Origin of the sequence: Novosphingobium sp. SG751A, from assembly GCF_013149295.1 — a bacterium.
Classification (GTDB): domain Bacteria; phylum Pseudomonadota; class Alphaproteobacteria; order Sphingomonadales; family Sphingomonadaceae; genus Novosphingobium.
In genome coordinates this window covers 1-14,554 of sequence record NZ_JABGCB010000045.1, presented here as the reverse complement: position 1 = coordinate 14,554, position 14,554 = coordinate 1, and the positions used below count along the sequence as shown (strand labels likewise).

Here is a 14,554-nt window from a genome sequence, read left to right as displayed (position 1 = left end):
CGTGATGAGGCAGCGCGCCTGCCTTGCATGCCGGAGCAGTCTTTGCAGCCAGGCATGGAACCGATCCAATGCGGATTGGTCCGAATTTCGTTGAGCATGCGGCTGCGGAAGGCACCAGCGCCACCACGAAAGCCAGGGCAATATGACGCCCGCAGATGCCTACTTCGGCCTTGAACCAGCAACGCCCTTCCAGAATGGTCAGGCTGCATGCGAAATCAGGGGTGGCCTCGTTCAGGCCAAAGCTCCATTCGCCGCCAAATTCGAAAATTCCGATCGAATTGGCCAAAACCTTTGTCGAGAGCAGCACATTACCAAGCAGGTCCATGGCAATCCGATCCAATTAAAGCCTGTCGACAGCCGCGAAGGAGATAAGTTTGACAGGAGCGGTCAATGCCTCGCCCCAATACCCTATATCGGGGATTACATAGGTCAATAAGGTGCGATCTTGGGACCACCGGCCTTGTCTGGCTGCGAACCGGCGTTGAAAGCTCGACAATTTCACGGAACTCTCTTTCCGTTCGGTGCTGCAAGTGAGTTGAAGGTGCATCATGCCCGCACGCGCTACTGGCAGGGCCGGATCAGGCTGGCGCTCGTCTCGATACCGTTGAAGGTCTATCCCGCAACGCGGTCCGGCGCGGCGATCAGCTTTCAACAGATTCACGAGCCCAGCGGCAAGCAGGCGCGCTATGAAAAGGTCGTGCCCCGACGTGCCCGAGCTCTAGGGGTTATGCTGTTTGATCGGGCCTCTCCCCGGTTCGAGCATTGCCATCGGCGCCTTGCGTGTGGACGTGGCACAGGAGCATTGCTCTGGCTGCTGCAGAACGCTGCCTTTTCCGATCATAGCTGCCAAAGCGCGAAAATGGACTGGCCGCACCGCGCTGCGTTATGCCATGGCCATTATTCGAAGAAGGGGTATGGGGAGCTAAAGCCTGGCCCTTGCAGAGGACGATGACATGATCCTGCGTAGTGATGAGAAACTGGATGTGCTGGTGCCCGACGGCGGGGCAATGCGGATGCATCTGTTTCGCCCCGCGATTGAAGGCCGGTTCCCGGGCGTGATGCTGTTCTCGGAGATCTATCAGGTCACCAATCCCATCCGCAGGCTGGCGGCCATTCTGGCGGGGCATGGCTATGTCGTTGCCGTGCCGGAAGTGTATCACGAGTTCGAGCCTGCCGGTACGGTGCTCGAATATGATCCGGCGGGGACGGACCGCGGCAATGAGCTTAAGTATCTCAAACCGCTGGCGGGTTATGATGCTGATGCAAAGGCCGGGCTGACCGCTCTTATCGACCATCCCGCCTGCGATGGCGGGGTAGCGACTTTTGGCGTTTGCCTTGGGGGGCACCTTGCCTATCGTGCAGCGCTCGACCCGCGTGTGTCGGCAGCGGCCTGTTTTTATCCGACCGATATTCATTCCGGCTCTCTGGGCCTTGGCCGCTCGGATGACAGTCTTGCGCGCATGGCCGAACTGAAGGCCGAGACGATGTTTGTCTGGGGGCGGCAGGACCCTCATGTCCCTTATGCCGGGCGCATGGCCATTCGCGACCGTCTTGAGGGGGTGGGCGCGACCTATGAATGGCATGAAGTCAACGCGCAGCATGCATTCCTGCGGGACGAGGGGCCGCGTTACGATCCTGCCCTGTTCTTTCAAGGAATCGCATGGACTTTGGCGCTCTACCATCGGGCTTTTGCGCGAGGTTGATGGGGGCGCTCATTCCTGAGCACCGCCCTTTGGGGCGAGGCAAATTCAATGATGGTGCAAATTCGCGCTGTCACCGGCGATAAAATTCGATCATCAGATTGTTAAATCTGATGATCGGCCTGTTTTCGCCCCGCTGGCCTGAGCCATTCTTGCGATCAATGTGCATTTTCAATTCCTGCACCACCCATGTCATATCAATGGCGGCGATCTGGCCGTGGATGGCGGTATGCCGGAGGCGTGATGGCGTCGAACGCCTCCGAGGCATGATCAGGCTTTGGCGCGCAGGGTTATGCCAAACATGCGCGGGTCGCTGGGCGTGCCGACGATAAGGCCGCTGTTGCCCGCCTGGACCGTGACATTTTGCAGGTATTTGGCCTTGGTCAGATTGCGGGCAAAGACTTCGATGCTGAGCCGGGGATTGATCCGCAACCCGGCCGAGGCATTGACCAGCGTATAGCCCGCGATGGACGTATAGGCGCTGTCGGTCGCGTCGCCATAAACCATCGAGTGGAAGGTGGCGTCGGCGCGGGCGTAAAGCTGGCTCGCGCCCAGATCATGCGTCACCTCGCCGCCCAGCGATCCGGTCCATTTGGGCAATCCGGGCAGCGATTTGCCGCTAAGATCGCAGGATGCGGTGGACGATCCCGTCAACTCGATCGGGCATGGCCCCGCCGGATAGGAGGCATAGCGCCCATCGGCATGGGCCAGAGAGCCGCGCAGGGTGAACCAAGGGGCGAGCTGAAGGTTAGCATCGGCCTCCACCCCGCGCACCGTCACGCGCGGAATATTGGCCAGATAGGAGCGCAGCGCGACAACGGCGGCATTGTCCACTACATTGGCCTGAAAATCATGCACCACTGTGGAATAGGCTGCCAGATTGAGCGTAGCCCGCCCGCCCAGCCACTGACTTTTGATGCCGGTCTCCCATGTGAAATTGCGTTCCGGGCGGATGACGGCGGTGGATAGGATCGGATCGCCGCTGGCATGGCCGGTAACACCCGCCGGATAGACCGGCAGGCCCGACATGTTGATCCCGCCCGATTTCTGCCCGCTCGCGCCGTTGACATAGACTTGCAGATTGCGCGTGGCCTTCCACGCCAGATTGATGCGACCCGATAGGCCCTCTTCCGACACCGAGGCCGTGTAATATTGGGCGCGCAGGATCGAATTCTTGTCAGTAATCAGCGAAGCCGTGGTGGTGGCCTATCCGCCGCTGACATTGGTGTTATAGGTGCCATGCTTGGTTTCCCACGTTTCGCGCAGGCCCCCGGTGAGGGCCAGACGGGGCGTGATATGCCATGTTGCCTCGCCAAACACCGCCAGCGAATCCGAATGGAAATCGGTGGTGCCATCCTGACCATAGCCGTCGAGCAGGTTGGACGGGCGTCCAGCGGGCAACAGCCAGTAGGTGGCCTGCGAACCATAGATACTGATCGGGTGGCCGACGATTTTCTGGTGGAAGTAATAGAGGCCGCCGACATAATCGACCCTGCCCTGATTGGCGTTGGCGAAGCGGATTTCCTGGCTGACCTGATCCTGACGACTGGGGATATGCTGGGTCATCTGCACCGGAACGCCGGTATAGTCGCGGTCATTGGCTGCATCCCAGTCCCAGAAGCGCCAAGCCGTGACCGAGGTAATGGCGAAGGGCCCGTTTTTCAGCTCGGCAATCGCGCTGGCGCCGCCCTCCTGTGTGTTGACGCCCACGCCCGCGTCAATATCGGTCACGCGGGCGTAAGGGTTGGTCGAGGGCACCGAATAGCCCAGCCCGGCGGCCAACGCAGCATATTGCTGGGCCGCGGGTTTCAATGTGGGGGCCACGCGGACATAGACCTGCGTGCAGCACTCGCCCTTGAAACTGGCCCAGTCGCCGATCAGTCGGATCGACAGATTGCTGGCAGGCGTCAGCAGGATTTGCCCGCGCAGCGCAGCATTGTCGATTGTGTTCTGCCATGTGCCATAGCGCTGGTTCCAGATCACCCCATCGCGCTTGGTCAGCGAACCCGACACGCGGAAGGCGGCCAGATCGGCCACCAGAGGCCCGGTGATCGCGGCCTTCAACTGGCGGAAGTTCTGCTGGCCATAGCTGGCCTCGGCCTCGGCGCCAAAGGCGAAGCTGGGCTTTTTGGTAACGATGGAGATTGCGCCCGCCGTGGTGTTCTTGCCGAAAACCGTGCCCTGCGGCCCGCGCAGCACTTCGATATGGTCAAGGTCGGTGAAATCGAACGCTGCCGTGGCCGGGCGGGCGTGATAGACCTCGTCCACATAGAAGCCCACGCCCGGCTCCAGACCGTCATTGGCCTGGCTGACCGAAACCACGCTCGAGCCGAGGCCGCGAATGGTAAAGGCGGTGTTGCGCGGGTTGGCGCTGGAATAATTGAGCGAGGGAACCAGCGTGGAGACCTGTTGCAGATTGACCGAGCGTGTGGCGTTCAGCAGGTCTGCGCTCACCACCGAAAGGGCCAGAGGCACATCCTGCGCCAGTTCGGCGCGGCGGCGGGCGGTGACGGTGATGTCATCGGGGGAATTGGGCAGGGCATCATCGGCCATGGCAGGCATTGCTCACACAGCAGCCGAGGCGCCGGCAAGCAGCGCAGGTTTGAATGTGCGAAACATCAATTGAATGCCCCCTGAAGCCGTTAAGCGAGATTTCTATATCTCATGGGATATAGTAAGACTGCGCTTATCGATCGCGTAGGCAAAAATCAATGGCGCCAGCATTCAACGGGGGCGCGCCTGTCGTCGAAAGGCAATCGTCTGCCGAGAATACACATGAGGTTTCCGAATAAGCGCTATCCGACATGGGCGGCAATAGAGGCCTGAATCAGGCCATGCCGGAACCGATGGGGCTTAGATCATGGCCAGCGCGAGCGTGGTCAATCCCAGCCCTCCGGCCATGATGACCCTCAGGCGCAGCCAGGCCACAGGTAACCGCGCGCAAGCCTTTAGCTTGTAATCGGCCAGTGGGCTGGCCAACAGGCACGCCGCCAGCACCAGCAACGAAGGCCCCGGCCAGCGCCAGCCAAAGCACCATGGCAGCATGGCGCCCCAACCGATCAGGCTGGGCATGACAGCGACAAGAAAGCTGGCACTGTCGCGCCTGTCGCCGATCAGCCCGGCCATCCACCACATGCCGCCCAGAAAGGACAGGATCACAGCCGCGTAGCAGCAGCCCGCCGCAATCGCAAACCATCGCCAGTCGGGCAGAAACAAGGCCGCCAGCGCACAGGTCATCTGAGGTGCGATACCGGCAAGACCCAGTATGGTGAGGGACGGAGGCAAAGAAGGGCGGCTCATGGACGGTTGATGCATGCATTGACCGCGCCGCCGCAAGATGGCCCTTGGGGTGTGTCTATGGTGCGACGTGCCCGATAAGCCATCTGGTGGTCTCATCAATCTAGCCCCATATTGGCATCATGAAAATAATCTCTTCGGTTAAACGGCCGCGCCAGCCCGGGGCTGATGCATGAGTCGTTCGCGCACCGTGCCCAGCAGCAGGCTGGCCCGTCTGGCCGGTCTGGGGCAACTGGCCGGCGGCGTGGTGGGCGGCGCTTTGGCCGAGGGCGTGCGTCGACTGGCGCAGGGAGAGCGTCCTTCCCTGAGTGACGTGTTCTTGACCCCGGCCAATGCCTTGCGCACCGCCGATCAGCTTTCGCGGTTGCGCGGCGCGGCGATGAAGCTGGGGCAAATGCTTTCTCTTGATGCTGGAGATCTGCTGCCGCCCGAATTGGCCACCATCCTTGCCCGCTTGCGCGAGGCTGGAGACACTATGCCGCCGGGCCAGCTTAACCGGGTGCTTGCCGCCCAATGGGGCCGCGATTGGCCTCGGCAGTTTGCCCGCTTTGATCCGCGACCACTTGCGGCGGCATCGATCGGCCAGGTGCATCGCGCGACTTTGCATGATGGGCGCGAGGTGGTGGTAAAAGTGCAATATCCCGGTGTTGCGGCCAGCATAGATGCCGATATCGATAATGTCGCAACCTTGTTGCGTCTTTCGGGATTGTTGCCCGATGGGTTGGATGTCGCACCGTTGTTGACCGAGGCCAAATCACAATTGCATGAGGAAGCCGACTATCGGCGCGAGGCCGAGCAAATGGGCCGGTATGGTGAGCAGTTGGCCGGGGACGCCCGTTTCATTGTCCCCGCGCCGGTTGCAGAGCTTTCGGGAAAGCATGTGCTGGTCATGGACTATATTGCCGGAACGCCAATCGAAACATTGGCGCAGGCTTCCGGGGCGGAACGCAACGCCGCCATGGCAGCACTTTTCGATCTGGTGTTGAACGAACTGTTTGCCTTCGATGCGATGCAGACGGACCCAAACTTTGCCAACTATCGCTGGCAGGCGCAGACCGGACGTATCGTCCTGCTCGACTTCGGGGCGGCGCGCGCTGTTCTGCCGGAAACTCGGGCTGCTTATCGGCGGCTGTTTGGGGCGGGACTGGCCGGTGATCGCGATGCATTGATCGCCGCGCTGATTGAGGGGGGCTTCGTTGGCCGGGCCATGAGCGAAAAGCATGGTCTGGTGCTGGGCCAGATGGTTGACTTTATGATTGCGCACCTCAACCGTCCCGGTTTGTTCGATTTTGCCGATCGCAGCTTTGTGGGCCATATGCGCCATCTGGGCCAAGGGATATTGCGCGACCGCGCCACATGGCATGTGCCGCCTGCCTCCACGCTGTTCGTTCAGCGCAAGGTGAGCGGAACCGCGCTGCTGGCTGTGAAGCTGCAAGCACAATTGCCGCTGCGCCAAATTGTCGAAGCGGCAATGGAAACCTAGGCCGAATACCTATGGCCTTGAACCTTGAAGGCGTGGTTTATGGCTATTCGGCCTAATTCGGGCAAAGTGTGACGACGCCTTCTGCGGGAACGACCGCTTCGAATCTGGCGCCCGGCTTGGCAAGCAAATAGGAGGAGCGCCCCCCCAGAGAGCCGGACAGCATTCGCTGCAGCGCTAGGGAGCCGAACCCCTGCCGCTGCGGCGTGCGCACGGGTGGTCCGCCGGATTCATGCCAATCAAAATGCAGCGTTTGCGCGCTCGGATCTATCCACCATGAAATCAGCACACTGCCTGTTTCATTGGACAGCGCCCCATATTTGCAGGCGTTTGTCGACAGCTCATGCAGGACCATGCCAAAGGCATGGGTGGCAGCAGGGGTAAGCTGGATGTCCGGCCCCTCGATCTTTATTCGCGCGACGGCAAGATCGGTGAAAATCTCGAGCTGTCGGCGAACCAGTTGGGTAAGCTGGCCGCCGTTTTCCGATTTGCCCGTCAGCAAATCATGCGAGGCGGCCATCGCTCTCAGCCGGCCACTGATCGCTGCTTCGAGTTCTTGGGCGGAGTCCGCGCCGCGTGCGCTGCTCGTCACAATCGCGCTGACCACCGAGAGCAGGTTTTTTACGCGGTGGTTGGCCTCGGATAGAACCAGTTGCACCAGTTCCTGTGCCTGCTTGCGAGCATGAATATCATTGACGACGGAAATGAAATTGATGGGATGACCCTGAGCGTCCCGCAATAGGGAAACGCTCAGATCGGCCCAAATAATCGTTCCATCGGGCCGGATGTAGCGTTTTTCCATCGTGTAGGTTTCGCGTATCCCCGCCAACACCTCGCGCAGCAGGTGCATATCAGTGTCAAGGTCGTCGGGATGGGTGATGTCCTGAAACCTGATGCAGGCCAGCTCGGCCTGATCGCGCCCAAGCAACCGGCATAAAGACCGATTTGCGCGAAGGAAGCTGCCGTCGAGCGAGACATGAGCCATACCGATATTGGCGCGCTCAAACGTCTCACGAAACAGCTCCGCGCTGTCGGCAAGTGCATCACTATGGTCGAGAGGGGGCATCGGCTCTGCCTCAGCGAAAGTGCGCACCGGTCTATCCTTCACTTTAACCCTGAGAATTTCATCCAATTCTCCTGAGCGACTCTAATCAGCGGCCCGAACCAATGAAATAACTGTTTGCAAACGAAAAGCGCTTCATTCGGGACGAAAGGAGGCCGGTGGATCACCTCACGCTCCGGTCGGGCAATTCACCCTTTGCCGAGGATGGCAGAATGGCTGAAAGTCTTCATACCACAATCGATCAACATAAGTCATACAATATTGAAGCCACAGAATTTTAGGTTTTGGGGAGGTTATTGAGAGCATTTGCCGCATTTCTACATAGGGCATGGGCGAGGCGTGGCGAAGTCGCGACAAAAATTACATCTCCATCGGCACCTTGACTGCGCTGGAATCTTTCATCGTCTATCCCCGCGCTCTTGCGGGCAAAGCGATGGAGAGACTGATGACCACGATCCAAGATAGCACCGCCACCCGTTCAAGCAAGACCAAAGCGGGTTCGAAAGCCGGGCGCAGGAACGCCCGCGCGGCAGCAAAACCGGCTGACGCGATCAAGCTGCTCAAGGATGACCACAGGCAGGTCAAGGCTTGGTTCAAGGAATACGAGACGCTGGAGGAGGATACGAAAAAGCAGGCGATGGCCGAACAGATCTGCCTTGCTCTGACCGTGCATACGCAGATTGAGGAAGAGGTCTTTTATCCTGCTATTCGCGAGGCCATCGATGACGATGACATGCTCGACGAAGCCGAGGTTGAACATGCCGGCGCCAAACAGCTGATTGCGGAAATCCGGGCGATGAAGGCTGGTGAGCGGCTGTTTGACGCAAAGGTGACGGTACTTGGCGAATATATTGCGCATCATGTTGAGGAAGAGGAAACCGAGATGTTTCCCGAAGCGCGCGAGGCCAAGGTCGATCTCAAGGCGCTGGGCGCGCAAATGGCCGAGCGCAAGGCGGAACTGATGGCACGGGCGCGGCCCAACTGAAGGGGAGCGCGTTCCTATGACAGACGGCTTTGGCCTTCAGCGCTTTCTGGCCACTCCGGCGGGTACTTTCGAGGACGTGCTGGCTGAAATCAGCGCGGGGGCCAAATCCGGTCACTGGATGTGGTTTGTTTTTCCACAAATCGCCGGTCTGGGCTCGAGCACGATGGCCCGCCACTATGCCATCCGTTCTCTGGATGAGGCGCGCGCCTATCTGGCGCATCCGGTGCTTGGATCGCGGTTGCGGGCCTGCTTGGCGGCTCTTGAGGGCCTTGCTGTGACGACACCCGAAGCGGTGTTCGGCCAGATCGATGCGATGAAGCTGCGATCCTGTTTGACCCTCTTCCTGGCAGCGGGCGGAGGCAGCGCCTTTCGTGCAGCGATCGAGCGATGGTTCCATGGACAGGAAGATGCCGCGACACTCGCCCTGCTGGCCGATCCATCAGCCCTCAACGCCGAACAGTCCAGCCGCTAAGGAAGTCACTTCAGCGCATCAAGTGAACTCCGATTTGATCATATCGTGAGGAATGGCATGCACCATGAAATCACCCTTGGACATGATGGTTGAATCCGAGGCCGGATCTGCGGTTAAATCCGGTCGCTTCCGATTTCGATATCTGGCCGTCGGCTTATGTCTGCCCGTCTTGGCCGCTCTTGTCGGACTGGCGGCTTTCCCTTGGGCCATGCTGAAAGGGACCGTAGAGCATCGATTGAGCCAAAACATTGAGCGCAGGGTCAGCATCGGGTCGATGGAGCGGCTCGACACTATGTCATTCCATCCGCGCATCCGCCTGCGGGCGGTGCGAATACCTCAACCGGCATGGGTTGAACCCTCTCTGGCCGATCTGGCGCGCATTGCTCAGATTGACCTGTCCTTTTCGGTATGGGGACTGTTGACCGGGCGTGACGCGGTCGAGCGGGTCGAAGTGCGGGGCGCGAACCTGCAATTCTACCGCACGGCGCAGGGGCGCAAGAACTGGAGCGATGACGGTAGCGCGGAAAGGGGCGGCTCCGGCTCCGGCGGACGTTTGCTGATGCTTCGTGTTGCTGAAAGCCGTCTGCGCTATCTCGACAGAAAGCGGGATCGCTCGCTCGACGTGGCGGTGGCCTCCGATGCCAGCGGCCTCAGGATCGATGGCGGCGGGCTGATCCTTGGCAACAGCGTGCACATCACCGGCCGCGGGGCCGCCATAGTCGATGGGCGGGCAAACGCTCCATGGCCTTTCCGCGTCGCCATCGAAGGGCGCGCGGTCGGCTTTGCGCTGGATGGCTCCATGCCCTCGCCGTTGGATGTGGGGCACATGCAAGGTCAGGCGCGTGCGCATGCCGATGATCTTAGATTGCTTGATGCCATCATCGAGGCCGGTTTGCCCGGCACGCAACCCGTCAGGCTGGCCGCCCGCATCCGGCGCAGCATTCCCGACTGGACTATAGATGACCTGCGCGGCACGATCAGTCGATCGGACATTGCGGGCCATGCAACCATCGTCAAGCGCGGGGGCCGCAGCCGGATCACGGGCGCGCTGTGGGCCGATCATTTCGACTTTGACGATCTCTCCTCAAACGAAGGCAAAAGGCGCGCGGCTGCGATCAAGGCCCGTCTGGGCCCGCGCATCCTGCCCGGCTCGGCCATTGATCTGACCCATGTGCGCCGCACCGACGGGGCGCTCGATCTGGGGGTGGATCATCTGCTCTGGTCCGGCCAGAGTCCGTTTCGCAGCATGACCGCCCATGTGTCGCTGGAGCGCAGCCGACTGGAGATCAGCGCCCTGCGCGTGGGCATGACGCGGGGCAGTATGGAGGGCACCATGCGGATCGACCAGACCGACACCAGCAGGCCCGATCCCAGGCTCGACCTGCGCCTGACCTTGCGCGGCGCGCGGCTCCTCGACTTTTTTCCCCGCGCCCAGATCGACGGCAGCCTGATCGGGCGTCTGGCGATCACCGGTTATGGCCATACGCTGGCCGATGCCTTTGGCGCGGGCCATGGGGTTCTCGCCCTTGTGGGCCGCGATGGACAGATTCCGGCGCGCACCGCCGCCTTGCTGGGGCAGGATGTCGGGCGCGGCCTGACCATGGGCAAGGATGAAACGGACAATCTGCGCTGTGTAGTGGCGCGGCTCGACATAAAAGGCGGAATGGCCCGGCCCGCGCCGGTCCTCATCGATTCCTCGCGCGCGTTGACGCAGGTCTGGGGAAGCATCGATCTGCGCAATGAAAGGCTGATGCTGTCGCTCAAGGGCGCGCCGAAAAAGCCTTCGCTGCTGCGCCTGCCCGGCCAGGTGAGTCTGGGCGGCACGGTCAAGGCGCCCGACATCGACGTTCCCCCAATGACCAAAACGGTGGGCGGGGTGATCAACATGCTGGCCTCAGCCATTGCCGGGCGTCAGGAGCCTCTGGCGCAGGATGCCGATTGCAATGCGTTGGAGCGTCAGGCCATGCGTTAGCCCTATCGGGCCAATTGCCGTAGCACGACTTGCGTGATGACAGCATATCGGCGCACAGTCGCGGTCTGTGGGATTCTTTGAAAGGCCCGGTCGATGCCTCAAAGCGCCATTGCGTCCCCGTCGGCCGAGGCGACGGCTTACTCCGCCGCCGGCCTGACGCAGGCGCAGGCGGATGCCTTGCTCGAACGCGACGGGCCCAACGAATTGCCGCGCGCAGGGCGCCGGACTCCGTGGCGGATTGCATTTGAAGTGCTGCGTGAACCCATGCTGGCGATGCTGCTGGCGGCGGGCCTCATCTATCTTGCTTTGGGCGACAAGACAGAAGCGGTTATTCTGCTGTTGTTCGCGCTGCTTTCCATCGCCATCACCATTATTCAGGAATCCCGTACGGAAAATGTGCTGGAGGCCCTGCGCGACCTTTCCGCGCCGCGCGCGCTGGTGATCCGCGACGGGCGGACGAACCGAATCGCCGGGCGCGATGTTGTTGCAGGCGACATACTCGTCCTCGAACAGGGGGACAGGGTAGCGGCAGACGCCAGTCTGCTGGAAGCCAGCGAACTGGAGGCCGACGAAGCGCTGCTTACCGGCGAATCCATGGCCGTGCGCAAGCGGGCGATCCGGCCCGATGACCGCGATGATGCGGTGCCGGGCGGGGATGATCTGCCTCTGGTCTTTTCTGGCTCGATCATCACGCGAGGGCGGGGGCTGGCCCGCGCGACGGCAACCGGCGCGCGCAGCCGGATTGGCCAGATCGGCCAATCGCTTGCCACGCTGGAAACCGAAGCGCCGCGCCTGCAGCAGGAAACCTCACGCGTTGTAACGCTATGTGCCATCGGTGGGCTGGGCATCGCGGCGCTGGTCGTGCTGCTCTATGGCCTGTTTCGTGGGTCGTGGCTCGATGCGCTGCTGGCCGGGATCGCCACGGCCATGTCGCTGTTGCCGGAAGAATTCCCGGTGGTGCTGACGATCTTTCTGGCTATGGGGGCCTGGCGGATCGCGCAGGTGGGCGTGTTGACCCGGCGCACATCAGCCATTGAAGCGATGGGCGCGGCCACGGTCCTGTGTACCGACAAGACGGGCACTTTGACGCAGAACCGGATGAGCGTGGCCGAACTGTGGTTTCCGGGCGGCGCGCCATCTCCTCTTGTCGACCATGGCGATGATCCCCGCGCTTCGGCCCTCTTGAATATCGCTGCTCTGGCCAGTGCGCCGGTGCCGGTCGATCCGATGGAGGTGGCCTTTCATGCGGCGGCGGGCGAGGCGGGATGCCGCATCGGCGAGGGCATGACGCTGGTTCGTGCCCATGGACTGACGCCGGAACTGCTGGCGATGGCGAATGTCTGGAGCGATGGTGATGACTCATCGCGCATCGTTGCGGCAAAGGGCGCCCCGGAGGCTGTCGGCCGCCTTTGCGGACTTGAGGCGCAGGATCTGGCGGCATTGGAAGCGGCGGCGCAGGCGATGGCCGGGCGGGGAATGCGCGTGCTGGCCGTGGCCATGGCGAAGATCGGGCGCGATGATCCTGCCATGGCTCTTGCAGATTACCGTCTTACGCTGCTGGGTCTGGCCGGACTGGCCGACCCGCTGCGCGAGAGCGTTCCCGCGGCGGTGGCGCAATGCCGCAAGGCGGGCATCCGCGTGGTGATGATCACGGGCGACCATGCCGCAACCGCCAAATCCATTGCCATGCAGGCCGGGATTGCCGATGGAAAGATCATGCTGGGCGCCGATATAGCCGGGCTGAGCGATGCGGAACTGATCGCGCGCGTGTCTGATGTTCTGGTGTTTGCCCGCACCATGCCCGACCAGAAGCTGCGCATCGTCAACGCGCTCAAATCGGCGGGCGAAGTCGTGGCCATGACCGGCGATGGGGTCAATGATGCCCCCGCCCTTAAGGCCGCCCACATCGGCATCGCCATGGGAAAGAGGGGAACTGATGTTGCCCGCGAGGCCGCCTCCATCGTGTTGGTGGAGGATGATTTCGGCGCGATTGTCGAGGCGATCCGCGTCGGGCGGCGGATCTATGACAATATCCGCAAGGCGCTGGCCTTCATCTTCGGTGTCCATGTCCCCATCGCGGGGCTTGCCATCTTGCCGCTGATGTTCGGCTTGCCGATCATTCTGGCGCCGCTTCAGATCGCTCTTCTCGAAATGGTGATCGATCCGGTCTGCGCGCTGGTGTTCGAGGCTGAACGTGAAGAGAGCAGGGCTATGGAGCGACCGCCGCGCCCGACCGATGAGCGCCTGTTTTCCCTGCCGCTGGTGCGCAGGGCCGTTCTGCAGGGCGTGCTGGCGCTGGGCGTCGTGGGCGGCATTGCGCTGGGCGCGGACCATTACGGATTGGCGCCGGATCGGGCGCGGACCTTGTCCTTCTTCGCGCTGTTGTCGGCCATTCTGGCCCTGATCTTTGCCAATAGGTCGTTCAGCGCGCAGCTCAGCCATGCGTTTTTACGGAATAATGTCACATTTCGCTTTGTTCTGATCTTTATCGCCATCGGGGGGACGCTGATCCTTACCCTCGCGCCGATTCAGCGTATTCTAAGGTTTGCGCCATTGCATGCGCTTGATTTCGTCCTTGTTCTGGCTTGCGGCTTTGGCCTGTTGATCGCCTATGAGTTTGAGAAGCGCCTTGGGCGATCGTGATGCGGTTTTTGCAAAGCGGTCTGCCCGGAGGGTTTACGAACAATTACCTAGCTTGGCGCGTGCGCGCATCTGGCATCATCCCCGACAGGAGCCTTGGGAGCCCAAGAGTCGGGAGCGATGCGCCATTTCAACCATTCGATGCAAAGCGCGGCGCACAGGGATAGTCGCCTCCTGATCGTTGAGGCGCTGGGCAAATTCTGCGACGGGCGGGCCGTGCTGCGAAACCTGACGCTGAGCGTTGATACCGGCGAGATTGTTGGGCTGCTCGGGCGCGATGGTGCCGGCAAGACGGTTTGCTTCAACCTGATCATGGGGCTGATGAAGGCCGATTCCGGGCGGATATGGCTTGGCGATGCCGATGTCACGGGCTGGACGGCGGATCGACGCGGGCGGCACGGCCTCAATTGCCTGCCGCAGGAGCCTTCGATCTTCTCAGGCATGACGGTTGAGCAGAATATCGGAACGGTGCTTGAATTTCGCGAACCGGACCCAGCCGTTCAGGCTGCGCGGCTCGAACTGATCTTGCGCGAATTTCAACTGGAGCACCTGCGCAAGATGGCCGCCATGCAACTTTCGGGCGGAGAGCGGCGTCGATGCGAGATTGCCCGCGCGATGGCGGCCGACCCTGCGATCATGCTGCTTGATGAACCCTTTGCCGGGATTGATCCGCTGGCGATCATCGAGATCAAACATGCGATACAATTGCTCAAGGTGCAGGGCGTGGGGATACTCATCAGTGACCACAATCTCAAGGACATGCTCGAACTGGTCGAACGCGCCTATGTCATTCACGAAGGGCGGCTTATCTTCTCCGGCTCCCCGGCGCAGATGCTGGCCGATGCCGAGGTATGTCGTCTGTGGACGCCCCAAAAGAAGCAAGCGTTAAATGAGATCTGGCACGTAGTCAGGTGCTCTCGTCTGTCCGGCCTCTGGATGCAGCAT

12 protein-coding genes and 1 pseudogene are annotated in these 14,554 nt (G+C 61.3%); 8 read left to right on the top strand and 5 right to left on the bottom strand.

Features of this window, described 5'->3' with window-relative positions; genetic code table 11:
- Positions 1–325, bottom strand: a 325-nt coding sequence (locus FHW96_RS25495; protein WP_172343370.1) for a hypothetical protein, incomplete at its 3' end; no start/stop codon positions are given.
- Positions 326–541: 216 nt separating this feature from the next.
- Between FHW96_RS25495 and FHW96_RS26430 the strand changes: the two are divergent.
- Both FHW96_RS26430 and FHW96_RS25490 read left to right on the top strand, forming a co-directional pair.
- Positions 542–703, top strand: a pseudogene (locus FHW96_RS26430) (Ku protein); the annotation flags it as partial.
- Positions 704–953: 250 nt separating this feature from the next.
- The gene (locus FHW96_RS25490; RefSeq protein WP_172343369.1) at positions 954–1,703 is read left to right on the top strand and encodes a dienelactone hydrolase family protein; all 750 of its coding nucleotides are present in this window, start codon (positions 954–956) and stop codon (positions 1,701–1,703) included.
- A 267-nt stretch (positions 1,704–1,970) separates the two neighbouring features.
- On the opposite strand, the gene FHW96_RS26425 is transcribed toward FHW96_RS25490, so the two are convergent.
- The 3 genes from FHW96_RS26425 to FHW96_RS25480 all read right to left on the bottom strand — a co-directional run bounded on the left by FHW96_RS26425 (position 1,971) and on the right by FHW96_RS25480 (position 5,000).
- The gene (locus FHW96_RS26425) at positions 1,971–2,837 is read right to left on the bottom strand and encodes a TonB-dependent receptor (RefSeq protein ID WP_371815816.1); all 867 of its coding nucleotides are present in this window, start codon (positions 2,835–2,837) and stop codon (positions 1,971–1,973) included.
- Positions 2,838–2,906: 69 nt separating this feature from the next.
- On the bottom strand, positions 2,907–4,253 hold the full coding sequence (locus FHW96_RS26420; protein ID WP_253951268.1) for a TonB-dependent receptor: 1,347 nt from the start codon (positions 4,251–4,253) through the stop codon (positions 2,907–2,909).
- Positions 4,254–4,553: 300 nt separating this feature from the next.
- Positions 4,554–5,000: a DUF3429 family protein gene (locus FHW96_RS25480; RefSeq protein WP_172343368.1), complete on the bottom strand. Its 447-nt coding sequence runs from the start codon at positions 4,998–5,000 to the stop codon at positions 4,554–4,556.
- 169 nt (positions 5,001–5,169) lie between these two features.
- On the opposite strand from FHW96_RS25480, the gene FHW96_RS25475 reads away from it, so the two are divergent.
- Entirely contained in the window at positions 5,170–6,480 is a 1,311-nt protein-coding gene (locus tag FHW96_RS25475; protein WP_172343367.1) for an AarF/ABC1/UbiB kinase family protein, read from the top strand.
- A 52-nt stretch (positions 6,481–6,532) separates the two neighbouring features.
- Here the strand turns inward: FHW96_RS25475 and FHW96_RS25470 are convergent, their stop codons facing one another.
- Entirely contained in the window at positions 6,533–7,609 is a 1,077-nt protein-coding gene (locus FHW96_RS25470) for a PAS domain S-box protein (RefSeq protein ID WP_172343366.1), read from the bottom strand.
- A gap of 376 nt (positions 7,610–7,985) precedes the next feature.
- Between FHW96_RS25470 and FHW96_RS25465 the strand changes: the two genes are divergently transcribed.
- The 5 genes from FHW96_RS25465 to lptB all read left to right on the top strand — a co-directional run.
- Positions 7,986–8,525, top strand: coding sequence for a hemerythrin domain-containing protein (locus tag FHW96_RS25465; RefSeq protein WP_172343365.1), 540 nt, complete (start codon positions 7,986–7,988; stop codon positions 8,523–8,525).
- 16 nt (positions 8,526–8,541) lie between these two features.
- Positions 8,542–8,997 (top strand): DUF1810 domain-containing protein, encoded by a 456-nt coding sequence (locus FHW96_RS25460; RefSeq protein ID WP_172343364.1) that lies wholly within the window; start codon positions 8,542–8,544, stop codon positions 8,995–8,997.
- Positions 8,998–9,079: 82 nt separating this feature from the next.
- Entirely contained in the window at positions 9,080–10,969 is a 1,890-nt protein-coding gene (locus tag FHW96_RS25455) for an AsmA family protein (RefSeq protein WP_371815815.1), read from the top strand.
- Positions 10,970–11,062: 93 nt separating this feature from the next.
- Positions 11,063–13,612 carry a cation-translocating P-type ATPase gene (locus tag FHW96_RS25450; RefSeq protein WP_172343363.1) on the top strand — a complete coding sequence of 850 codons (2,550 nt, stop codon included), beginning with the start codon at positions 11,063–11,065 and terminating at the stop codon, positions 13,610–13,612.
- Between the two features lie 117 nt (positions 13,613–13,729).
- The coding region (gene lptB, locus FHW96_RS25445) for an LPS export ABC transporter ATP-binding protein (protein WP_253951267.1) at positions 13,730–14,554 on the top strand (825 nt) is incomplete at its 3' end.